The sequence below is a fragment of the Mucilaginibacter sp. P4_C11 genome (assembly GCF_056402115.1).
In genome coordinates, this window is the sequence record NZ_JBFUIA010000017.1 from 21828 (window position 1) to 44198 (window position 22371).

A 22371-nucleotide genomic window follows, 5' to 3' on the forward strand; every position below is an offset into this window, starting at 1 on the left:
TGATTTTTTAATTAAAAAGGCCCCGCTTTATAACTAACTTTAAAGTACAAAGGAGGGCCTTTTTTGTGTTTGCGAGTATTGTTACAGGTTATCCTTTTTAGTTTCTACGGCATCCTGCACCGCTTGCGGCAGGTTTGATAGCAGGTTATAACCGGTAGCCTTCTCAATGTCCCGCACGGTTACGCGGTATTGTTTCCAGTCGGCATTAATGGTGTTAACGTTGGGTGTATTAACGGCTATTACCCTTGTGGTTGTTGTAATCCTGTTAACATCGCCATCGCCGGTTGGCACAACAACTGCCACTTTCCAAACGTTACTTGGCACCGTTACATGGCCGCTGGTAATAGTACTTACAGAGCCATTTGAGCCAGTTCCGCCGGTTCCGTAACTCCCCATTACTATATACACTTCATTCCCGGCTACAACCTGCTCGCGCAGGTAATTTTCAAGGTTAGCCCAGGTTTGCTGGTTGTTTTGCGGCGCCTGCGGTATCATATTGGTCATTAGGAATGTGGCCGAATTGGCATTAACCGAACTTGTCCGATCGGCCGAAGGGCAGTTATGCCCTCTGTCAAACCCCGAGCCAGAATAGCTGTTGCTTTCTACCTCGTAAAAGCCTGTAGGTAAGCCGTTAAAACCGGCAAAATTATCCAGGCGGGCAGAGGCATTGGTAATATTGGTAGCATCAAGATGCCAGCTAACCCAATTTGGCGTGCCGCGTGTGCTATTATATGATTCTTCGTAATATTTTTGATCGATGAGGTAGTTATTGGCCATAACAATAGCAGGCTGTGCATCTGATGGGTTGCCCAGCAAAATGTTGCTATTGTCGCCGGTTGTTGGCTGTGCATCGGTACCGGCAATAACCCCTCTGTCGGGCGCTGCTGTACCGGTGTTGCCCGTAGTATCGCTCCCGCCGGTATCGGGCGGGCCGACAATAATTCCCGGATCGCCAAGTCCTTTGAAGGTAATATCATCAATGTTTATGCGGGTGGTACCCAGTTTCCTAATCTGAAAACGGACCTTTGCTGTAGTGGTCACTTTAAATGAGTCGGTAACCAGGCTGGTGCTGTTTTCGGCGATGTCTGTTCCCAATTGCGTAAAGGTAGCTCCGCTATCTGTCGACATCATCAGTTGCCAGGTTGATGCTGCATCATTCCCATATTTGGCATGTTTGATGCTGATTTGCTTTAAGCCTTTTACATCAAATTTCATGGTGATATCGCCGGTGCGCAGCCTTACTGCTTTATTGCCATCTTTAACATCAGCAGCCAGGCTGCCTATCAATGCGTCGTTAAAACTCCACAAACCGGTACTCAGCTGAACGTTTGCAATGGCATAGGCCGTTTTGCTGCCGTTTTCAAAATTTTCAACAACGGTATATGGCACCGGCTGCTGGATAACCGTGGTATCGCCGGGCGGGATGTGCGGGTTTTGCAGGTCTTTTTTACAGCTGGCCATCGCCAGCATTAAACCCATACAGATAAATAAATTTCTTAATTTCATAGGATAGTTTTTAATGAGGCAAAAATCGGCAATTAATATTAACTAAACATTAATAAACTATAGTAATACTATATTGTCGAATTGTCTATCGTAATAATTACAAATTCAAGGCTTTACCAAGGCAAATGAATCTAATTATTTAGCGCGATGAACCGTTATTTAATGGTAGTTAACGGAATAGGCTTAGGTGGTGAAGAAAAGATAAACATCAAACAATAACTTGCATTATTCCCTAATGCTGATTAAAAAATCAAGGTCCATTCGGCATCTGTTTTAACCAACAACAGGCGCAAATATTTGTATGCGTTTAAATTGCATAAGGCGTGAGTTTAGTGTTAACCTTGCAAAACCAGTAAATTATTGATTATTAAATATTTATGAAGGCGTTCACTTGAAATGTGTTAAGTTATGTTAACCCAATTTAGATGCGTTTTCCCAGAAACCCTTACCTTCCGTCGCTTTACCTAATGGGAATAATTGTATTTTTGCTGATTGATGGCAAGATGCCGGCGTAATTACAAAAAACATGTTTGAAAATCAGGAAAGAACAAATCTGGAAGAATTAGGCGAATTTGGCCTGATAAGCCATTTAACCAAAAATATAAAGCTAACACAGCCAAGTACCAAAAAGGGAGTAGGGGATGATGCCGCTGTGCTTGATTTTACCGGTAAAAAAGTGCTGGTAAGCACAGACATGCTATTGGAAGGCATTCATTTTGATTTGGCTTACACGCCCTTAAAACACTTGGGTTATAAGGCGATACAGGTTAACCTGAGCGATATTTACGCCATGAATGGCACGGCTTCGCAGGTTACAGTGTCTATTGGCATGTCGAGCAAATTTCCGCTGGAAGCAATTGAAGAACTGTACGAAGGGATTTACATAGCCTGCGAGAAATATAATGTCGACCTGGTTGGCGGCGACACCACCTCATCAAAACAGGGGCTGGTAATCAGCGTAACATCAATAGGTTATGCCGACGAAGCCGATGTGGTTTACCGCAATGGAGCCGGCGAAGGCGATTTGATTTGCGTATCAGGCGATTTGGGCGGTGCTTACACCGGGCTGCAATTACTGGAACGCGAAAAGCTGATTTATTTGGAAAACCCCAATATTCAGCCTGACCTGGAAGGCAAGGATTACATCGTAGAGCGCCAGCTAAAACCGGAAGCCCGCCGCGATATTGTGGAACTGCTTAAAAGCATCGAGGTAAAACCTACAGCAATGATAGATGTATCTGACGGCCTTGCCTCTGAGATACTGCACATTTGTAAGCAAAGCGACAAAGGCTGTAATTTATACGAAGAAAAGATCCCACTTGACCCGATGACCTACGAAACAGCCCGCGAATTTAACCTTGATCCAACAGTGTGCGCGTTAAGCGGCGGCGAAGATTATGAACTGCTGTTCACCGTAAAACAAACAGACTACGATAAGATAAAGTTTAAAATGGATATCACTATTATCGGGCATATTACCGAGGCTTCTGCCGGGTGTAACCTGATCACCACATCAGGGAACTCGCACCCGTTAAAGGCGCAAGGATGGAACGCGTTTAAAAAAGCCGAATAAATGTTGAGCAAGCTTTTAAACAGGTTTTATTTAAATAATCACCCGGAAGGCAATGTTCCTGCTACCGTAAAAAGAGGCGTAGTGTTGCTTTATTTAGCATTGATTATTCAAATGGCCAATAACTCGCTTGATCGTATCCACCCATTTGAGTTTATTGCCGAATTGCTTTTGGCTATATACATTATATTTGCTACAGGCGAGGGGCGCAAATGGGCCAGGATAGTAACATTGATTTTTATTGTTTTTAACCTGCTATCGTTCATATGGGCTTCGGTAGTTTTCTTCCAAAAAAATCCGGCTGTAAAATTAAGCCCGTTAGTAATGGGGTTGTTTCTAGGAGAGATCCTGTTAGAAGTTACTGCTATCATTATGCTTTTTTCAAAGAGCGCGGCCATTTGGTTTAACAGGCCAAGGGTTGCCCTATAAATATAAAATGGCCGGGCGCTATAGCAGCCGGCCATTTTATGTTGCTTTAAGCCTTCGGCGTTCTGCAGAAGTTTATTTACCCATAGATTTATCCCTTGCTGCTTTAAACTCCGAACCGGGTTTCCAGCCGGGGAAGGTAGTTTCGTTACCCAGTTTGGTACCTATCCTGAAAAGGATATCGGCTATCTGGGCCATGCCTGTAGCATCCATATCGGGCGTGTAATTATCGGCTTGCTGATGATAGCGGTTTTCGTTATAGTCTTTTTCTTTATCAGCACCATAGGTACCATCATGTGCTTTGCTGGTATTGCCAATGTTGATATCAAGCGCGGGTACGCCCAGTTTGGCAAAATTGAAATGATCTGACCGGTAGTAGCTTCCAGAGCCGGGTGTACGGTCGCCAACTGTGGTAAGGCCATCTTGTTGTGCAATTGCACCAACATAATCTTCCAGTTCATTTTGCCCTTTGCCGGTTATGGCAATGTCTTTGGTTTCGCCATAATCGCCAATGGCGTCGATGTTCAAATCGGCAACGGTTTTGTTAAGGGGATAAATAGGGTGCGTTGCATAATACTCAGAGCCTAATAAGCCCTGCTCTTCGCCCGTAACCGCTAAAAACACAATGGAACGCTGCGGCTTTGCCGTTGATTTTTTAAACGCGTTGGCTATCCCGATAATTGAGGCCACACCATCGGCATTATCAATTGCCCCATTGTAAATGCTATCGCCCTTTGCGTTCGGTTTGCCAATACCTAAATGATCCCAATGGGCGGTATACAACACGCATTCGGTAGGCCTGGCGCTACCCTTTAAAATGCCGATGACGTTATGAGATGTAGAATATTTTAGTTTGGTGTTAACAGTTAAGTTAACAGCCCTGTTAAGCAAAACAGCCTTAAAATTTTTATCGCGGGCAATGGAGCGAAGATCTCCGTTGATGCCGGCATCTGCAAAAAGCTTTTTGGCAGCATCTTCGGTAATCCATCCCTCAACCTTACAGCGGTTCATGTGCTTGTCGGGTTGTGTCAAATAAAGTTTTGCTCCCGAGTTACTGTTCGAAACAACACTCCAGCCATAGCTTGCCGGCGCAGTTTGGTGAACTATGATAACCCCAGCTGCACCCTGGCGGGCGGCTTCTTCAAATTTATAGGTCCAACGGCCGTAATAGGTCATGGTATCGCCCTTAAATAAACCTTTCCGCCCCGATTTAAAGCCCGGATCATTTACCAGCACCACTACCGTTTTTCCTTTTACATCCAGCCCAGCATAATCATTCCAATGGTATTCGGGTGCGACAACACCATATCCTGCAAAAACCAAAGGAGAGTTTTTAAGCTCAACATTAGCCACCTCGCGACGGGTGAAAGCCACAAAATCGCTGGTAACATGCAGACTTAATGGCGATTTTCCTCCGCTGATCTCCATGGTTGGCGATGGCGTGCTGGTAACCTCAACCATAGGAACATCCTGGTAGTAACTGCCATTATTTCCCGGCTCTAACCCGGCCTTTTTAAACTCAGATGAGATGTAGGCAATGGCTTTGTTCTCCCCGGCGGTAAAAGGCTTGCGGCCCATCATCGAATCGGCTGCCAATACCGCTATTTTTTCTTTGATTTCTTCCGGGCTGACGGCCTTGGCGGCCTCTTCCGTTTTTTTATCGTGTTTACAACCCGTAAATACAACGGCGCCGGCTAATAATAAAAAACAAAATTGTTTAATATTCATATAGGTGGTGTTTTTTCAAATGTAATTAATTGAGGTTGATTATAAAAGCCGCCTCTATTAGGGTATCAACGATAAATTGGCGGATTGTATTAGCCCCAAGCCCTAAGTTCTAATTCAAAAAAATCAACTTTAGACTTATGAGTTACTTTAGACTTAACACTATGGCTTAACGCCGTATTTGCGCGCAATTTGCGGGTACACATCAATCAGCGCGTTTGATTTGCCGTCCCTGTCAAAAATCTGCTCCCAGGTGCTCAGCGGTTCCCATATGAATGATCCAATACCTTTGCCGCCAGGTACTGTAAATGCAATATCGTTAACTTCTCTCTTTAGTTGAGTGTACTCGGCAACCATAACCTGTTTATGATAACGTTGGGCCATATCGGCCATGTTGGCTTTCAAATCATCGGGGGTGCCATGCCATTTGGGATAGTACGACAGCCCTATCACATCAAACGGTAAATTTCTTGCCGCCATGTTGTCCATGAAAAACCGTGACTCGAGGTTTTGGCCACCTAAGGCAATATGCACCATGATAATGGTTTTCGGACTAACGGCTTTTACTCCTTTTACACCGGAGTAAATCAATTGCGCCAGGCTATCCAGGTTGTTAATCTGCCCGTCGGGCCAAATCATGCCATGATTAATCTCGTTGCCAACCTGCACCATATCGGGCGTCGTATTTTGGTCCTTCAGTTGCTGAATTACCATCGTGGTATAATTTTGAACCGATTTTTTTAGGGTGATAAAATCCTGCCCAACCCAGGTGGCCGGTTTGTTTTGCTGCTGCGGATCGGCCCAGTAATCGCTGTAATGAAAATCGAGCAGCAGCTTCATGCCCGCAGCTTTTACACGTTTAGCCATTTGCTTGGTATGCTCCAGGTCACAAAATCCCTTTGTTGGCGAATATCCTTTGGGCCTGGCAGGGTCATTAAAAATACGAAGGCGGATGTAATTGAAGCCATGCTCCTTCAATATTTGAATAGCGTCTTTTTCAACGCCTTTATCGCTGAATTTAACCCCTTTTGCTTCCAGCTCGGGCAGGAAAGATATATCTGCACCCAATATTTTGTCAGTCACCTTTTTGGCAACGTACTTATCGTTGGTTACCTTATGTGGGCTTCCGGGCTGTACGGTGTGAATTTCGGTTGATCCGGTCCATAAACTATCGCTTTTTGCCTCAAATTTTATATGGCCACGGGTACGGCCGGCAATTAGCTTTACCCAAAGTTGGCCGTTTTTCATATTGGCCCGCGCCGATGTATCGGCTATAGTAGCTGCAGCATCCGCTTTGCCAGACGTTGTTATTGCCGCTATCCGCGCATCACCCTGTACCGAAAAATGGATAAGGTTACTGGCCGTTTTTACTTCGTCACCCTTACTGTCAATTACCACCACTTTAATCATTACATCGTCGGTACCATTGGCAATAACGGTGGTTTTATAAGGTGTAATTTGCACCTCGGCGGGCTGACCGGCTGCCTTCACCACCCGGCGACGCTGTGCAAACGAAGTAGAACCGAATAAAAGCAAGGAACCAATGATAGTAAAAGAGAAAAGGGATTTTTGCATAGCTTTATAAATGGTTAATAAAGGTAAGGCTTTGGCGGTGGCGATGTGATGGATAACATGATCTTTACAAAAGCGCACGTATATATAGCAAGGCTATTTACGACCAGTTTCTTTTATACCATCGTTTTAGCCGGGCGAAAAAGGCAATGCGCTGCCAGGCAACCTCGGCACTAAGCAGTGCGATAATGGCGAATACAGACGCCTTTACGGCATCGCCCTCTGAAGAGAAGGTTCCGGCCAGGGCTATCACATATACCAGAACAGGAAGCATTAAAAGGATACAAAGCCCCGGCACGCCCAGGGGGATCTTGAATGGCCTTGCCCTGTCGGGTTCTTTTATGCGCAGCTTTACCAGCGAAATATATTCTAACGAAAGGCCTGCCCCATATACGGTTACGTCGATAATAAACAACTCGCCCAGTTTCCATAATATCATGAAGCTCACCACCAGCGAGCAAATAATGATGGATACAAAGGGCGTGTTAAACCATTTATGTAAACGGTTGATTCCTGCCGGCAGCAACTTGTCCTGGGCCATTACGTGCGGCACCCGCGAAACGGATAACAGCACGGCAGCATAAATACCTAAGGAACTCGCCATACCTCCTACGGCAACCACAACGCCGAGCCAATGCCCGGCTATCAATACGCCCAATGCCGGCATCCCTTCATCCGTAAATTTGGCATGATCGATGCCCGATTGCTGGGCTATCCAGGTAATAAAAAAGTAAACAACTATAACCAGGACGAATGCAATGGCCATTGATAACAAGTATGAGCGCACCGGCTGCTCTACCTCCTCGGCATAGGTTGTTACGTTATCCCAGCCCAGACAATTCCACATCACCGTATACAAAGCCATCCCGAACGATGGAAATGTAAGGCCTTTAAAAGTAGGTGCAGGCAGCGTTAATGGCCCGGTATGGTGATGAATGGCCAGCACAATTACAATAACAACTGGCGCCAGCACAACGGCGCTTAAAAACAAGCTTGCTTTACCCACCGGTACAATGCCCAATATATTTAAGCCCGCTGATGCCCAGATGACGAGCAAACAAACCTGTATTTTATATTGAGCCAGTTCGGGATAAAAAAAGGAGGCATACATTACAAACAGCACAGGGTAAATGGCAAGGTCTACAAATGTATAAAGCCAGGTCCACCAGCCTTCATAAAAACCCCAGCGGGTACCAAGCGCATGTTTTACCCATTTATAATAGCCACCGTTAACCGGCATCATACTGTTTAATTCCAACACGGTTAATATGGCGGGCACATCCCACAAAAGCGGCGTAATTAACAGGATAATCAATGCGGCATGATTGCCGGCATAGCTTAACAACGGCTCCAGGCCGTAAGGCCCACCAGATACGGTAAAGAAGATAACAGCAATAAGCTGTATAGGCCTTATCTTTTTTAATGCGGCGGGTGATGGCATAGGGTATAAAAATATAACTTAAGTGGTAATAAGCATATTTTTAAGTACAACTTCTATCTAAAAAATAAAAAAGGTTAAACCGTCCAGGTATGAAAAGAGCCCCGTTATTCGTAATGACCACGAAGAGAATATATGTTTATAATTTCATCCACCACATCGTATATTATTCGATGTTCGGAGTTTATGCGTCTCGACCATCTGCCGGTTAGTTTGTATTTAAGGGGCTCTGGTTTTCCTATACCTTCAAAAGGATGAGCTTTCATATAAATCTATTTCCATAGATTATCGGTATCGATCCTAGTACCCTTTTTTCCGGCTTTTCTCGCAGCTACACCTTCCAGTACTTGTTCTACAAAAGCGGGATTGTAAGTGTCTTTATCATGTTTCTCAAAATTAATTTTGAGGGCCTTTAAAAACGCCTTGATTGCTGCAGATTGTTCTTTGTTTTCGGGATGCACAACAATTGTTTCCATAAACAAATTTAGTTATTTTAATATGTAAATACCATTCAGGGATATCACAAAAAAAGCCCTGATATTCCGGGGCTTTCAAAAATCTGAATAGCGTAATTACAAACTCAGCCACTTCGTGCGCACCGCTAATTGCTGTGCCGAAGGGCTATCAACGGGTACTACCTTATATTTCATCCTGTTGCTTTTCAACAGTGTTATTGGCAAGGTAACAGATTGCCCATCGCGGTTAATGGTTACCTGTATTTTATCGCCGGGGTTTTTGCCGGTTATCAGGTTTGAGCCGTCGGATATGGGGTTGCCGTCAATGGCTGTTATTTCGTCGCCAACGTTAATGCCATCAATATAAGCCGCGGTGCCACGGGTTACACTGGTAACCATTACTTTTTTGGCTGCGGTGGTGCCGGTGGTAATACCCAGGGCAGCATCATTGTTACCGGCCAGTTCGTCAACTATTTTGTAGCCAGCGTAACCCAGGTATTTGTTGTAGTCAACAGGGTCAAGTCCGTTAATGTATTTTTTATAAAAATCATCCAGCTTTTTGCCAGCAAACATTTCAAATCCTTTTTTAAACTCAGCATCAGTATAGCCTCGTTTTTTGGTTTTGTAATAGGTTACATACATGTACTTCATTACATCGTCAAGATTGTGTTTTTGGGCCGAGTTGTTGATGATCTCCAAATCCAGCATCATACCAATTATAGCACCCTTGGTATAATAAGAAATAGTGGTATTGTTTGAGTTTTCGTTGGGACGGTATCCTTTTATCCAGGCATCAAAGCTTGATTCGGCTACGGTTTGTACGTTTTTGCCCGGCAGGTTTTCTAGCACGTTAAACTCGTTGGCTATCTGCTCCAGGTAGTTTTCGGGCGGATAAAGATTGGTGCGGCGAACTGCTATCTCCTGGTAATATTCTGTGAAGCCTTCGGCAATCCAAAGATTGGTGGTGTAATTTTCGTTATCGTAATCAAAGGGACCTAAAACAATAGGCCGCAAACGTTTCACGTTCCAAAGGTGAAAGTGCTCATGAGCTACCAGGCCCAGGAAACCCTGGTAACCTTTTTCGCTGCCATAATTATCGCGGCCAATGCCCAAAACAGTAGAGCCAAGATGCTCTATCCCACCTCCGCCACGCAAATGATTATGGATAATAAAAGTGTAATGTTTATTGGGGTTTTCGCCAAATATGGCTGCTTCCTGCTGAATAATGGCATGCATATCTTTTTTAATGCGTTCTTTATCGTAGTTGCCGCCACCGTACATACATACTTCATATTTAACACCGTCAACATCAAAACCAAAAACATCCTGGTTGCCTACTTCGATAGGTGAATCGAACAAAATATCAAAATTGGGCGAGTGGCGTACAAATGGGTTGCCGTTAACCATCTCTAAACTGGTTGAAACTTTAGCCCAGTCTTTATATGGGGTAATGGTAATAGTTGATGGCGAGTGCAACATATTTGCGGGATAAATAAATATACCCGTTGTTGAAAGGAAAGCATGTGTTACATCAATATAGCTGGTACGTACAGATACTTCGTTGGCATAAACACGATACTTGACAGTAACGGCCGCCACACCTTTTGTAGTAATGCGCCATGTGTTTTTATTGATTTTGGGCGAGGCTACAATTTTGCCATTGATGCTGGCGCTAAAGGCCTCGATGTTTTTGGCAAACTCTCTAACCAGGTATGATCCGGGTGTCCAGACAGGCATTTTAAGATCGAGCGTGTTTTGCTTAAGCCCGGTGATATTCATCTCTATTTCGGCATAATGGGCCTGGGCTTCGGGGAAGGAAACCGTATATGATATATCCGATGGGGATTGCGCCTTACTGGCGTTTACATTCATAAAAAGTAAAATTAATGATACAGTCGCGGTCAGCTTAATTGGTTTCATGTGTGCAAGTTATAAAAATTATATTTTTTTAAAATATCGGCCTTGTTTACACGTGTAAAATGGTTGATACATGCAACTAATTAACCTTGTGGGTCAGTATGTTTGCTGCCGCTTATTTAAGATGCAACTGATAGAACCCATATCCCGGAAACTGATACGTTTAGGTAAGTTATACCTGAATGTACTGACAAAGCATACCGCCCACCTGGATGTTACCCGGTACCACTTCATTCTATCGCTTATATACTACCACGACGGGCAGCTTACCCAGAACGCGCTGGCGCAAATCCTGGATAAAGATAAATCGGCGATGGTAAGTATTATTAACATGCTTACCGCAAAGGGCTTTGTTTACCGCGAGAGCAACCCGAATGACCGTCGCGAACACCTGCTGAGGGTTACCGAAAAGGCCAGGCTGGCCGTGCCGCAAATTGTAGAAACCTTTGAGCACATCAACGCTGATATCACCAAAGGCATATCTGCGCATGAGTTGAAAATATTTGAAAGCGTACTGCAAAAAATGCAGGTAAATATAAAGCCCTTTACAACCGAACCCAATTTAAAGATCACAAAATGATTGTTGATTAAATATGAAAACAAAATATATTATTTACACGGCGCTGGCACTGCTGGTTGCTTATTTAGTTTACAACAAGTTCTTTAGCAAAAGCGCCAAAGAAAGCGCGGCAGCACAAGCCGGCGGTAAAAGCGGCAAGAAAAAGAACGGCCCGGTAAACGTGAACATCATGATTGTGAAAGATACCGCCGTAAATAACATTATTGATGTAACCGGCAGTATTGATGCTAACGAAAAGGTGAACCTGGTAAGCCAGACAGCGGGTAACATTACCGGGATTTATTTTAACGAGGGCAGCAAAGTGCAAAAAGGCCAGTTGCTGGTTAAAGTATATAACCAGGATTTAGAAGCCTCATTGGCTCAAAACCAGTACCAGGTAACACTGGCCAAACAAGTTGAGTATCGCAATAAGGTATTACTGCAAAAGGAAGCCATCAGCCAGGAAGAGTATGATACTTCGTTAACCTCGCTAAACTCGTTAAAAGCGGCTGCTGATGTAATTAAGGCACAAATATCCCGTACCGAGATCCGGGCGCCGTTTTCCGGCACTATCGGGTTGCGTAATGTGAGCCCCGGCAGTTATCTGTCGCCGGCATCGCCTATTGCGCAGCTGGTAAATATCGACCCTGCGAAAATCACGTTCTCGGTTCCTGAACGATACCTGACCATACTTGGCGTAGGCAGCAAAATCAGGTTTAATACCGAAAGTTCAAGGGAAAACTTTATAGGAAATGTTTACGCTATTGAACCTTCTATTGATGTTAACTCGCGCACAATCACTGTACGGGCCAAAGCGCCAAATCCCAAAGGCTTGTTAACCGCAGGCAGCTTTGCCAAAATTAATTTAACGCTCGACCAAATCCCCAAAACTATCCTGTTACCTACGGAGGCAGTTATCCCCGATTTGAAAAGCAGTATTGTTTACGTTGCCCACAACGGGATTGCCGTTGCCCGCCCGGTAAAAACAGATTTGCGTACAGATACAAAAATCCAGGTGATTGATGGTTTAAAGCCTGGCGACAGCGTAGTGGTTTCGGGCCTGATACAAATGAGGGCGAAAGTTCCTTTAAAAATTATTAAAGTAATAAAGTAACGCCATGAGTTTATCCTCAGTAAGTATAAAAAGGCCGGTATTGGCAACAGTAATGTCAGTAGTTATTGTTGTATTTGGCATTATCGGATACAAATTTTTAGGGGTGAGGGATTTCCCGTCGGTCGATCCGCCAATTATTTCGGTATCTACCAGTTACTCGGGTGCGAATGCCGATGTAATTGAATCGCAGATAACCGAGCCGTTGGAAAAATCGATCAACGGTGTGCCCGGTATCCGTAATATATCATCAACAAGTTCGGTTGGATCAAGCAATATCACAGTAGAGTTTGACCTGGACGCTGATTTGGAAACAGCGGCTAATGACGTTCGCGATAAAGTAGCGCAGGCACAGCGCCAGCTGCCGCAGGATATTAACGCCCCGCCCGTAGTAACCAAAGCCGATGCCAGCGCCGACCAGATCATCACCCTTACCGTGAGCAGCGACAAGCGTAACATTACCCAACTGGATGATTATGCCGAAAACGTATTGCAGGAAGGCCTGCAAACCATACCCGGTGTAAGTACTATTAATATACAGGGCCAGCGCCAGTACGCCATGCGCTTATGGATAGATCCTAACAAACTGTCGGCCCTTGGCCTTACGGCTACCGATATTGGCGCCGCCCTGGCCAAAGAAAACGTGGAGCTGCCTGCCGGTAAAATTGAGGGGAATAACACAGAAGTAACCATTAGGGCGCTTGGTAAATTATCAACCGAAAAAGATTTTAACAACCTCATCATCCGTGCCGATAGCAGCCGGGTTATTCACCTGAGCGATATTGGCTACGCGGTTTTAGGATCGGCCAATGAGGAAACCATATTTAAAGAATCGGGTGTACCCATGGTGGGGCTGGCCATTGTACCGCAGCCTGGAGCCAACTATGTGCAAATTGCCAAAGATTTTTATGCCCGTTTAAAACAGATCCAGAAAGATTTGCCGCCCGATATTAAAGTAAAGGTAGCACTGGATAATACCCGTTTTATTAATCAGTCAATCACCGAGGTGCAGGAAACACTCATTATTTCCTTTGTCCTGGTGGTTATCATCATCTATCTGTTTTTCCGCGATTGGCTAATCGCTTTCCGCCCGCTGATAGATATTCCGGTATCGCTGATCGGGGCCTTTTTTATCATGTATGTGTTTGGCTTTTCTATCAATATTTTAACCCTGCTGGGCATTGTACTGGCAACGGGGCTGGTGGTTGACGATGGTATTGTAGTAACTGAAAACATTTACAAAAAAGTAGAGGCAGGGATGGCTATCCGTAAAGCAGCATTTGAAGGATCTGCCGAAATTTTCTTCGCGGTAGTATCAACTTCGGTAACGCTTGCTGCTGTGTTTTTACCCATTGTGTTTTTACAGGGCTTTACAGGCAGGCTGTTCCGCGAGTTTGCGGTGGTAGTTGCCGGGGCGGTTTTAATATCGGCCTTTGTATCGTTATCGTTAACCCCGATGCTGAACGTGAAGCTGATCCGTAAGAACAATAAAAAGTCGAAATTTTACGAGCGAACCGAACCGTTTTTTGTGAACATGACCACATCATACACCGAAACGCTTATTAAGTTTATGAAAGTACGCTGGGTGTCATTCGTTATCCTGGCAGCGTCGTTGTTAATCATTGGTGTATTGGTGAAAGTGATTCCATCCGAGTTGGCTCCGCTTGACGACAGAAGCTTATTGCGTTACAGCGTAACCGGATCTGAAGGCGCGACATACGAGTACATGACCCGGTACATGGATAAGGTTTCAAATATGGTGGCCGATTCGATACCGGAAGCCAATATTAACCTCGAGATCGTTTCGCCTTCATTTGGCGGCGGCGGCGCAGCAAACACCGGTTTCGGCCGCGTTGGTTTGGTAGCGCCCGACGAGCGTACGCGCACCCAACAACAACTTGCCGACTGGATGAACAAAAAACTGAGCAAAATGCCCGACGCCCGGGCTATTGTTGTGCAGGAGCAAACCATAAGCGGTGGTGGCAGCGGCGCGCGTACATCATTGCCGGTACAGTATGTTATACAAAACCAGGATTTTGAAAAGATAAGAAAAGTACTGCCAAAGTTTTTTGCCGAGGTTTCCCGTAGCCCTGTTTTCCAGGGAACGGATGTGAACCTTAAATTTACCAAGCCCGAATTAAGGGTGGTAACCGACCGTGACAGGGCACGTGATTTGGGTGTTTCTGTAGATGATATAGCGCAAACGCTGCAATTGTATTATAGCGCCGGCCGCCTGGATTACTTCCTGATAAACGGAAAGCAGTACCAGGTAATAGCCCAGGTTGACAGGGCCAACCGTGATCAGCCGCTTGATTTGAGATCGGTATACGTGCGCAGCACCAAAGGGAACCTGGTGCAACTGGATAACGTGGTTAAAACTACCGAAGGTGCCACGCCGCCGGCTATTTATCACTTTAACCGTTATAAATCAGCAACCATACAGGCTGGTTTAGCCCCTGGCAAAACAGTTGGCGATGGTATTGCCGAGATGGACCGCATCTCCAAAAGCCTGCTCGACGAAACATTCAGCACCGCCCTTAGCGGCCCTTCGCGGGATTATGCCGAAGGATCATCAAATATCTTGTTTGCTTTCGGCTTTGCACTTTTGCTGATATACCTGGTTTTGGCTGCACAGTTTGAAAGCTTTATGGATCCATTCATCGTGATGCTCACCGTACCGCTGGCTATTTCGGGGGCATTTTTATCATTGTGGCTGTTTAATCAAACACTGAACATTTTCAGCGAAATAGGTATCATCACCCTGGTGGGGCTGGTAACCAAAAACGGGATCCTTATTGTGGAGTTTGCCAACCAGCGCATGGAACATGGTGTCGCCAAGTACGAAGCCGCTATTGAAGCTGCGACAGCGCGCCTGCGCCCAATACTTATGACCAGTTTGGCCGTTGTATTAGGCTCGGTGCCAATTGCCTTCGCGCTGGGTTCGGGTGCAAAAAGCAGGGTGTCGTTGGGTATTGTTATTATGGGCGGTATGCTGTTCTCGTTAGTATTAACCCTTTATATTATACCATTGATGTATGTGATCTTCGCATCAAAAACCCGCCGCGATCCGGATGAAGAGCCTGCAGAAGAAACAGAGCCAGAAAAAAAAGAAATGAAATTGATTGAAAATCTTTAACTGATATGATCATTAAAAAAACAGCTTTCCTGCTTTGTTGCTGCGCCCTGCTGCGAATGCACACCTGGGCGCAGGAAGCACCGCTGCTTACGTTAAAAGACGCGGTAGAAATAGCTTTAAAAAACAACTATAATATAAAGCTTTCGCAAAATAACAAAACCATCGCCGCCAATAATGTTACGCTCGGTAACGCCGGTGTTTTGCCAAGGGTCAACGGTAATTTTGCATCAACCAACAGCCGCTTAACCACCAAACAAACCCGCTCAGATGGCACGGTTAATAATATCCATAATGCCCCCAACACCGGCATCAATTACGGCGTTGCCCTTAACTGGACAATTTTTGATGGTTTTAACATGTTTGCCACTTATGACCAGTTAAAGCAACTTGACCAGCTGGGTTCGTTGCGCTTGCAGGACACCATACAGCGGACGGTAGCCAACGTGATAACTACTTATTATGACCTCATCAGCCAAAACGAGCAGATAAAGGCCCTGAAGGGTGCGATAGAAATTTCGCGTACGCAGCTGCGCTATGCCAATGATAAGTTTCATGTTGGCCGCGCCTCAAAGCTTGATGTGTTAAACGCCCAGGTAAATTTAAATACAGATACCGCCAACCTGGTTACCCAATACCAGGTATTTAAAACGAGTAAAATCCAGCTTAACCAAATCCTCATCCGCGATTTGCAAACCGATTTTTCGGTTGCCGATACCATCGTGGTTGATGATAAATTGTTGTTGGGTAATATTTTAAGTAGCGCGCAATCGCAGAACCCAACCATATTATCAACCCAGATAAACCGCCGCCTGGCCGAGATTAACCTTAAGCAGGTAAAATCAACCCGCTATCCGCAAGTGGCTGTGACAACAGGATATACTTTCAGCGATAATAAGACCCCGGCCGGCTTTACGCTACAGCAAAACCAGCATGGTTTAAATTACGGCCTTACTGCAACCATCAATATTTTTGATGGCTTTAACCAGACCCGCAAGGAGCGAAACGCGAAGATCCAGATAGATAATGCCAACATCAGCGCTAAACAGGTGCAGCTTAATATCGAAGCCCAGATAAATAGTTTATATGCCTCATACGTTTCGGGGCTCGACCTGATTGCTTTAGGTCAGGCAAACGTGGTTATAGCTAAGAAAAACCTGGATATATCGCTTGAAAAGTATAAACTCGGCAATATTACGCCGCTCGAAATCCGGGAAGCGCAGCGCAATTATCTTGCGGCCCAATCAACTTTTTTTGCTGCCCAGTATCAATCAAAACAGGCAGAAATTACTTTAAAACAGATAACAAGCAGCATAAATATTCAATAGCGGGATTATTTTATTTTAAATATAAAAACACATATATTTGAAAACATGTCCAATCCCTACAAAACCTGTCTGTTGATTGATGATAACTACATCGACAACTTTGTTACGCGCAAGGTTTTGGAGGCAAGTAACTTTGCCGAAACGATAGTTGTGCGCCAATCGCCAACAGAAGCGATTGATTCCCTGCGATTTGGAATTATTACACCCGATGTAATTTTCCTCGACATCCGTATGCCTACTATGAGTGGTTTTGAGTTTTTAAGGGAGTTTGATTTGCTGGATATCGATAAAAAAAACATCAAAATATTCATGCTTTCGTCATCGCTTGATCCTGTTGATATGAAACAATCGGCAAACAACAAATATATTACCCAGTTTATCCATAAGCCATTAACTTTAAAGGCCCTCGAAGAACTTAGTGCATGATTTTAGTAGCCGATAGCGGATCGTCAAAAACAGACTGGTTACTACACATTCCTGATCAGCAACCAGTAGCATTTAAAACGGCAGGGTTAAACCCATACTTTTTAGGCGAAAAAGAGATAGCCAAAATAATTGCCGACCAGGCGCCCGCCATGCTGGCATATGGCGACACAATTGAAGAGATTTATTTTTTTGGTGCGGGCTGTTCCAGCCCCGATAGGCATGAGATTGTTTCCAATGCCATCAGTCAGCATTTTCCGAAGGCCTACATCTGTGTGGATAGCGATCTTTTGGGCTGTGCTTACGCTACCTGCGGCCATGAAAAAGGGATTTGTTGCGTTATGGGTACCGGGTCAAACATCTCGTTTTTTGATGGCGAGGAGATTTTTGAGGGGCAGCACGGCTTAGGCTATGTGTTGGGCGATGAAGGATCAGGTACCTGGTTTGGCAAAACCCTGATAACCGATTTTTTGTATGGCCGAATGCCTGCCGAAATTAATTCGAGATTTGAAAGCGCCTATCACCTTAATAAAGATATCGTTATAAAAAATGTATACCAAAAGCCCAACGGCAATACCTACCTGGCATCGTTTTCAAAATTTGTAAGTGAGATAAAAGCAACGGCGTATGGCCAGGAGATATTGGAACGGGGCCTGCTGGAGTTTATCCAAACCAATATCAAATCGTACCCTGAGTACCACAAATATAAATGTCATTTTGTTGGGTCAATAGCTTTCTTTTTTAAAGACGAACTTGCCGCACTTTGCCATTCGCAAGGTGTAAAAACCGGCAAAATCATCAAACAGCCAATTAATGACCTGATGGCCTTTATTTTGAAACGGAACGAGGGATAGAGCTGGAGATGTGCAGATTATAGATTTCAGATGTGCAGATGGAACCTCCGGACACTTTTTTGTAATGGCGCTTAACTATGTTTTGTGGTTTTAGTAGCATTTGCAAAGCCGATTTTCAAATTCCATCAATTACCCAATCCCGTATCTATCCCTGAAAATATTGAGGTGATGCAGCTCGTGCCCGGCCAGCATATATACAAATGCCCGTACGGTAAAGCGGCTGCTGCTGGCAATGCCGGCGCGCAAGAGCTGTTCTTCGCTAAACCCTTTGACCAGGTAAACATTTGACAGCCGTGTGGCTTTAAATTCTTCTGCCAGGTCTTTAATACTAATGTGGCTTACGTCGGTATTGGCTACATAAACGTCCTGGTCAAAGCCGGGCAATTCAATATGGTTACGCGAGAAAACCATAGCGCGGTAGGCAAATGTGCGTTCGGTATCAATCATGTGCCCAAGCGCCTGTTTAACTGTCCACTTGCCAGGGGCATAGGCGTAGGCACCCTGTTCTTCGGTAAGGCTGCTAAATAATTGGTAGCTTGATTCCTTTAGCTGTTCCAGCTTTTCAATCACATTTTCATCAGGTACCAATCCTATGTAACCGGTGGCGAATGGTGAATACTCATCACTTTTGGGTCTGCTTATCATTGCGCGTGTTTTTTAATACGATCCTAAACGTTGTGCCCTTGCCCAGTTCCGAGTCCTTTACAAAAATTTGCCCGTTATGGTAGTTATCTATCATTCTTTTGGTGAGCGAAAGGCCGAGGCCCCAGCCACGCTTGCGGGTGGTATAGCCCGGCTGAAAAACAGTATCAAATTTAGAGCGGGGGATACCTTTACCCGTATCTGTAACATCAATAAATACCTGGTTTTTTACTTTGTTGCCGCTAATCTCAACCTTAATACTGCCTTTGCCGTCAATAGCGTTAACCGCGTTTTTTAACAGGTTTTCAATTACCCAATCAAATAACGGAATGTTAATGCCTGCTTTCAGGTGAGGGTTGCCGCTCATTTCAAAAGTAATGTTTTTGCTGACGCGTACTTTAAAATAATCAACAAAATCCTTAACCACGGCATAAACGCCATGCTCTTCCAACACAGGCTTCGAACCGATTTTTGAAAAACGGTCGGCAACAATTTCAAGCCGTTTTACATCGTTTTCCATTTCGGCAACCAAGACGTCGTCCTCTGCGTTAAACTTCTCTTTCATCAGCTCAATCCAGGCCATTAATGATGATATGGGAGTACCCAGCTGGTGAGCTGTCTCTTTGGCTAATCCCACCCAAACCTGGTCCTGCTCCGATTTTCGCGACGAGCTGAAGGCCGTATAAGCCATTAGTAAAAATACGGCGATAACAGACAGCTGTACGTATGGAAAAATTTTGAGTTGTGTTAACAGTGGCGAATCTTTATAATAAACAAAGTTTTCTTCGCCCAGTATTTGCAGCCTGATGGGTTCATGCTGCCCTTTCATGTATTCCAGCTCGTCCTTAAAATACTTCAAGTCGTATTTTTTACCCGGCGAAGGCAAATCGATATACGTTTTGGTGGTATCCAATCCGCGGGATAAGCGGATATCTCCTTTGGCATCGGTAACAATGGCGGGCACCACCAGGCTATCGCGAACGGCAATGGTGTATTTTAAGAAATCATTGTCGTCGGAGTTAAGGATCTGCCGCATGCTCATGGCCCAAACCTGCGCGCGGGTACGCTCGGACCGGGCTATGTTTTTAACCAGGTAACTGGTGTAAAATAACGAACCGCTGGCAATAACACACGCAAATGCGAGCAGTAAATACTTCCACCTTTTTTTTTGCTGATACGGGTTTATACTGGCCACGGTTCAAATAACGGGATTTTTATTTAAATGTGCAGATTACAGATGTGCAGATTTTAAATGTGAAAAAGCATTAATGATAACTAATCCTTAACGTAAATTATTAGATTATTATTTAAAGGCCGAAAAATAAAGAGATATTCTATCTTGCGCGGCCCGGCCATCTGCACATCTGTAATTTGAAATCTGCACACTTGCTTCATATTTGCACATCTAAATTAACCTTATCTTTGCCAAACTATGACCGATAAAAAAGTAAGAGTACGTTTTGCACCGAGCCCTACAGGTGGTTTGCACCTGGGTGGCGTACGCACCGTGTTGTTTAATTATTTGTTTGCCAAAAAACACCATGGCGATTTTGTTTTGAGAATTGAAGATACCGACCAAACCCGCTATGTGGAAGGTGCCGAAGAATATATTTTAGATTGCCTTAAATGGTGTGGTCTGCATCCCGACGAAAGCCCGGTTGCCGGCGGCCATTACGCCCCCTACCGCCAAAGCGAACGCAAAGCCATTTACCGGGAATATGCCGAACGCCTGGTAATGCAGGGCCATGCTTATTATGCCTTTGATACTGCCGAAGAATTGGACAAAAACCGAAAAGAGATCCCCAACTTTCAGTATGGGCAGGCATACCGCAGTACATTACGGAATTCGGTATCGTTGCCCCAGCATGAGGTTGATGCACTGTTAGATGCACACACACCGCATGTTATCCGCATAAAAATGCCGGCCGATGAAACGGTGAGTTTTACCGATATGATTCGCGGACATGTGAGTTTTGAAACCAACCTGGTTGATGATAAGGTATTGCTGAAAGCCGATGGTATGCCAACCTACCACCTTGCGGTGGTAGTTGATGATTACCTGATGAAAATCTCGCATGCTTTCCGCGGCGAAGAGTGGCTGCCATCTGCCCCTGTGCATTTGCTGCTTTGGGAGTATTTAGGCTGGAAAGCTGATATGCCGAAATGGGCGCATTTACCGCTGATATTAAAACCGGATGGCCACGGCAAGCTAAGCAAGCGCGATGGCGCCCGCCTTGGTTTCCCAGTATACGCCATGAGCTGGTTTGATGCCAAAACAGGCGAACTAACACCCGGCTTTAGGGAGCTTGGCTTTTTGCCCGAAGCGTTTTTAAACCTGCTGGCTACCCTTGGCTGGAACGATGGTACGGGCCAGGAGTTATTTACACTGGATGAACTGGTAGAGAAATTCTCGATAGACCGTGTGAGCAAAGCCGGCGCTAAGTTTGATTTTGAAAAGGCCAAATGGTTCAATGCCGAGTGGATAAAGAAGTCTGAAGTCTCAAGTCTGAAGTCTGAAGTTGTCCGGGTGTTGGGTGATAAAGGTATCGTTGTAATTGATGATGCTAAACTGGAAACAGTAATTAACCTTGTAAAAGACCGTTGTGTTGTATTGCCTGATTTTTACCAGCAGGCCGGTTACTTTTTTGAGCAGCCGAAAGAATATGACCTTAACGCTGTAAAGCCTAAATGGACAGATGCCAAAACCGATTTTTTTAACGCGCTTATTACTCTGTTAACCGCCGAGGCCGGCATCGAAGCCCACGACTTTGAAACTAAATTTAAGGCCCTTGCCGAAGAAAAGGTGCTGAAAGTTGGCGATGTAATGCTTCCGTTCCGTATTATGCTGGTTGGCGGCAAATTTGGCCCGCATGTGTTTGATATAGCAGCTTTGTTGGGCAAGGCAGAAACCATTAGCAGGATAGCGACGGCGTTGAAGGCGTTTACCGCGTAGGGCGGCCATCATATTAAAGGAACAGCAGAGCCATGATATTTACGAATAAAGCTATAGCCCCCAAAATTGGGTTAATAATCGCGTTGATATTTTTTTCGCTATCTGCATTTTCGCAGAAAACGATAGCCCAGGTAAGAAATATTGATATTGCAGGACTTGTTGTAGATGCGCAAACCCTTTTGCCTGTTGAGGGAGCGGCCATTTATGACGCGCAAAATACTGTATTGGGCACCAGCGATGCAAAAGGGTATTACAAAATACAGCTTACGTATAAACAAAGCGGCCAGTTAAACTTCAAACTAACGTTGGTAAAACCTGGTTTTGTGACTTTTCATCAGCATGAAAACTGGGCCGATATGCCCGGCAACAGTAAGGGGCTGTTTTATTTTGGACTTAAAAAAGTGCACGGACGAACGGCCTCTTTTTCTACCTTACAACATGGCGATTTAAGCTATGACAATGTAAATGCAGGCTTTGAGAAAGTGCGGGACGAAAGGGGCTTTTATAATAAGCTGGCCGCCGCTAAAACGGGCAATCAAAAAGTGTTTTTACGCGTAGATACCGGCTTATATATTGTTGATAAAACAGGGTGGATTAAAATAAACTCAGAGAAGGATATTGTTGCATTAAACGGCGTACAACTAGTTACGGCCGATAAGCTTAATTCCCTGATTAAACGCAAAGACATTAAAGGGATGACGCCGGTTGCCGGTAAACAGGAAAAGTTTGCTATCTATACCCGGTAAATTAGCCGGATAT

The 22371-nt window shown here is 44.7% G+C and carries 19 protein-coding genes; 10 read left to right on the plus strand and 9 right to left on the minus strand.

Features of this window, described 5'->3' with window-relative positions; genetic code table 11:
* Positions 1-81: 81 nt before the first annotated feature.
* Positions 82-1506: a DNA/RNA non-specific endonuclease gene (locus AC1DU2_RS16640; RefSeq protein WP_477385365.1), complete on the minus strand. Its 1425-nt coding sequence runs from the start codon at positions 1504-1506 to the stop codon at positions 82-84.
* A gap of 526 nt (positions 1507-2032) precedes the next feature.
* Between AC1DU2_RS16640 and thiL the strand changes: the two genes are divergently transcribed.
* Positions 2033-3079 carry a thiamine-phosphate kinase gene (gene thiL, locus AC1DU2_RS16645; protein WP_477385366.1) on the plus strand — a complete coding sequence of 349 codons (1047 nt, stop codon included), beginning with the start codon at positions 2033-2035 and terminating at the stop codon, positions 3077-3079.
* Entirely contained in the window at positions 3080-3505 is a 426-nt protein-coding gene (locus AC1DU2_RS16650; protein ID WP_477385367.1) for a hypothetical protein, read from the plus strand.
* A 72-nt stretch (positions 3506-3577) separates the two neighbouring features.
* Here AC1DU2_RS16650 and AC1DU2_RS16655 read toward each other — a convergent pair whose 3' ends face one another.
* From AC1DU2_RS16655 to AC1DU2_RS16680, 6 genes are all read right to left on the minus strand, one after another.
* A complete protein-coding gene (locus AC1DU2_RS16655) occupies positions 3578-5230 on the minus strand; it encodes a M28 family metallopeptidase (protein ID WP_477385368.1) in 1653 nt (550 codons plus the stop codon).
* Between the two features lie 159 nt (positions 5231-5389).
* Positions 5390-6802 (minus strand): glycosyl hydrolase 53 family protein, encoded by a 1413-nt coding sequence (locus AC1DU2_RS16660; RefSeq protein ID WP_477385369.1) that lies wholly within the window; start codon positions 6800-6802, stop codon positions 5390-5392.
* 97 nt (positions 6803-6899) lie between these two features.
* Entirely contained in the window at positions 6900-8240 is a 1341-nt protein-coding gene (locus AC1DU2_RS16665; RefSeq protein ID WP_477385370.1) for an APC family permease, read from the minus strand.
* A 104-nt stretch (positions 8241-8344) separates the two neighbouring features.
* The gene (locus tag AC1DU2_RS16670; protein ID WP_477385371.1) at positions 8345-8503 is read right to left on the minus strand and encodes a Txe/YoeB family addiction module toxin; all 159 of its coding nucleotides are present in this window, start codon (positions 8501-8503) and stop codon (positions 8345-8347) included.
* A 6-nt stretch (positions 8504-8509) separates the two neighbouring features.
* Positions 8510-8713, minus strand: a complete 204-nt coding sequence (locus AC1DU2_RS16675; protein ID WP_477385372.1) for a DUF2683 family protein — start codon at positions 8711-8713, stop codon at positions 8510-8512.
* 96 nt (positions 8714-8809) lie between these two features.
* Positions 8810-10612, minus strand: coding sequence for a M61 family metallopeptidase (locus tag AC1DU2_RS16680; protein WP_477385373.1), 1803 nt, complete (start codon positions 10610-10612; stop codon positions 8810-8812).
* Between the two features lie 121 nt (positions 10613-10733).
* Here AC1DU2_RS16680 and AC1DU2_RS16685 point away from each other — a divergent pair, with 121 nt between their 5' ends.
* Genes AC1DU2_RS16685 through AC1DU2_RS16710 form a run of 6 tightly spaced genes read left to right on the plus strand, consistent with a single transcriptional unit; the run spans position 10734 to position 18017 of the window.
* On the plus strand, positions 10734-11189 hold the full coding sequence (locus AC1DU2_RS16685) for a MarR family winged helix-turn-helix transcriptional regulator (protein ID WP_477385374.1): 456 nt from the start codon (positions 10734-10736) through the stop codon (positions 11187-11189).
* Between the two features lie 13 nt (positions 11190-11202).
* Complete coding sequence (locus AC1DU2_RS16690; RefSeq protein ID WP_477355300.1) at positions 11203-12282, plus strand: efflux RND transporter periplasmic adaptor subunit; 1080 nt, start codon at positions 11203-11205, stop codon at positions 12280-12282.
* Positions 12283-12286: 4 nt separating this feature from the next.
* The gene (locus AC1DU2_RS16695; RefSeq protein WP_477355297.1) at positions 12287-15415 is read left to right on the plus strand and encodes an efflux RND transporter permease subunit; all 3129 of its coding nucleotides are present in this window, start codon (positions 12287-12289) and stop codon (positions 15413-15415) included.
* A gap of 5 nt (positions 15416-15420) precedes the next feature.
* Complete coding sequence (locus AC1DU2_RS16700; RefSeq protein ID WP_477385375.1) at positions 15421-16740, plus strand: TolC family protein; 1320 nt, start codon at positions 15421-15423, stop codon at positions 16738-16740.
* Positions 16741-16785: 45 nt separating this feature from the next.
* Positions 16786-17166: a response regulator gene (locus AC1DU2_RS16705; protein WP_477355291.1), complete on the plus strand. Its 381-nt coding sequence runs from the start codon at positions 16786-16788 to the stop codon at positions 17164-17166.
* Positions 17163-18017, plus strand: a complete 855-nt coding sequence (locus AC1DU2_RS16710) for an N-acetylglucosamine kinase (protein WP_477385376.1) — start codon at positions 17163-17165, stop codon at positions 18015-18017. The genes AC1DU2_RS16705 and AC1DU2_RS16710 overlap by 4 nt, the downstream gene beginning before the upstream one ends.
* A 129-nt stretch (positions 18018-18146) precedes the next feature.
* On the opposite strand, the gene AC1DU2_RS16715 is transcribed toward AC1DU2_RS16710, so the two are convergent.
* A complete protein-coding gene (locus AC1DU2_RS16715; RefSeq protein ID WP_477355285.1) occupies positions 18147-18662 on the minus strand; it encodes a DinB family protein in 516 nt (171 codons plus the stop codon).
* Positions 18640-19845 (minus strand): sensor histidine kinase, encoded by a 1206-nt coding sequence (locus tag AC1DU2_RS16720; RefSeq protein ID WP_477355476.1) that lies wholly within the window; start codon positions 19843-19845, stop codon positions 18640-18642. The genes AC1DU2_RS16715 and AC1DU2_RS16720 overlap by 23 nt, the downstream gene beginning before the upstream one ends.
* A 246-nt stretch (positions 19846-20091) precedes the next feature.
* Between AC1DU2_RS16720 and gltX the strand changes: the two genes are divergently transcribed.
* Positions 20092-21612, plus strand: a complete 1521-nt coding sequence (gene gltX / locus AC1DU2_RS16725; protein ID WP_477385377.1) for a glutamate--tRNA ligase — start codon at positions 20092-20094, stop codon at positions 21610-21612.
* 32 nt (positions 21613-21644) lie between these two features.
* Complete coding sequence (locus tag AC1DU2_RS16730) at positions 21645-22358, plus strand: peptidase associated/transthyretin-like domain-containing protein (RefSeq protein ID WP_477385378.1); 714 nt, start codon at positions 21645-21647, stop codon at positions 22356-22358.
* Positions 22359-22371 lie beyond the last annotated feature (13 nt).

What these genes read in the sequence shown, in the direction of transcription:
- AC1DU2_RS16640 (WP_477385365.1), bottom strand. Translation starts at nt 1,506, where the DNA reads ATGAAATTAAGAAATTTATTTATCTGTATGGGTTTAATGCTGGCGATG.
- thiL (WP_477385366.1), top strand. Translation starts at nt 2,033, where the DNA reads ATGTTTGAAAATCAGGAAAGAACAAATCTGGAAGAATTAGGCGAATTT.
- AC1DU2_RS16650 (WP_477385367.1), top strand. Translation starts at nt 3,080, where the DNA reads ATGTTGAGCAAGCTTTTAAACAGGTTTTATTTAAATAATCACCCGGAA.
- AC1DU2_RS16655 (WP_477385368.1), bottom strand. Translation starts at nt 5,230, where the DNA reads ATGAATATTAAACAATTTTGTTTTTTATTATTAGCCGGCGCCGTTGTA.
- AC1DU2_RS16660 (WP_477385369.1), bottom strand. Translation starts at nt 6,802, where the DNA reads ATGCAAAAATCCCTTTTCTCTTTTACTATCATTGGTTCCTTGCTTTTA.
- AC1DU2_RS16665 (WP_477385370.1), bottom strand. Translation starts at nt 8,240, where the DNA reads ATGCCATCACCCGCCGCATTAAAAAAGATAAGGCCTATACAGCTTATT.
- AC1DU2_RS16670 (WP_477385371.1), bottom strand. Translation starts at nt 8,503, where the DNA reads ATGAAAGCTCATCCTTTTGAAGGTATAGGAAAACCAGAGCCCCTTAAA.
- AC1DU2_RS16675 (WP_477385372.1), bottom strand. Translation starts at nt 8,713, where the DNA reads ATGGAAACAATTGTTGTGCATCCCGAAAACAAAGAACAATCTGCAGCA.
- AC1DU2_RS16680 (WP_477385373.1), bottom strand. Translation starts at nt 10,612, where the DNA reads ATGAAACCAATTAAGCTGACCGCGACTGTATCATTAATTTTACTTTTT.
- AC1DU2_RS16685 (WP_477385374.1), top strand. Translation starts at nt 10,734, where the DNA reads ATGCAACTGATAGAACCCATATCCCGGAAACTGATACGTTTAGGTAAG.
- AC1DU2_RS16690 (WP_477355300.1), top strand. Translation starts at nt 11,203, where the DNA reads ATGAAAACAAAATATATTATTTACACGGCGCTGGCACTGCTGGTTGCT.
- AC1DU2_RS16695 (WP_477355297.1), top strand. Translation starts at nt 12,287, where the DNA reads ATGAGTTTATCCTCAGTAAGTATAAAAAGGCCGGTATTGGCAACAGTA.
- AC1DU2_RS16700 (WP_477385375.1), top strand. Translation starts at nt 15,421, where the DNA reads ATGATCATTAAAAAAACAGCTTTCCTGCTTTGTTGCTGCGCCCTGCTG.
- AC1DU2_RS16705 (WP_477355291.1), top strand. Translation starts at nt 16,786, where the DNA reads ATGTCCAATCCCTACAAAACCTGTCTGTTGATTGATGATAACTACATC.
- AC1DU2_RS16710 (WP_477385376.1), top strand. Translation starts at nt 17,163, where the DNA reads ATGATTTTAGTAGCCGATAGCGGATCGTCAAAAACAGACTGGTTACTA.
- AC1DU2_RS16715 (WP_477355285.1), bottom strand. Translation starts at nt 18,662, where the DNA reads ATGATAAGCAGACCCAAAAGTGATGAGTATTCACCATTCGCCACCGGT.
- gltX (WP_477385377.1), top strand. Translation starts at nt 20,092, where the DNA reads ATGACCGATAAAAAAGTAAGAGTACGTTTTGCACCGAGCCCTACAGGT.
- AC1DU2_RS16730 (WP_477385378.1), top strand. Translation starts at nt 21,645, where the DNA reads ATGATATTTACGAATAAAGCTATAGCCCCCAAAATTGGGTTAATAATC.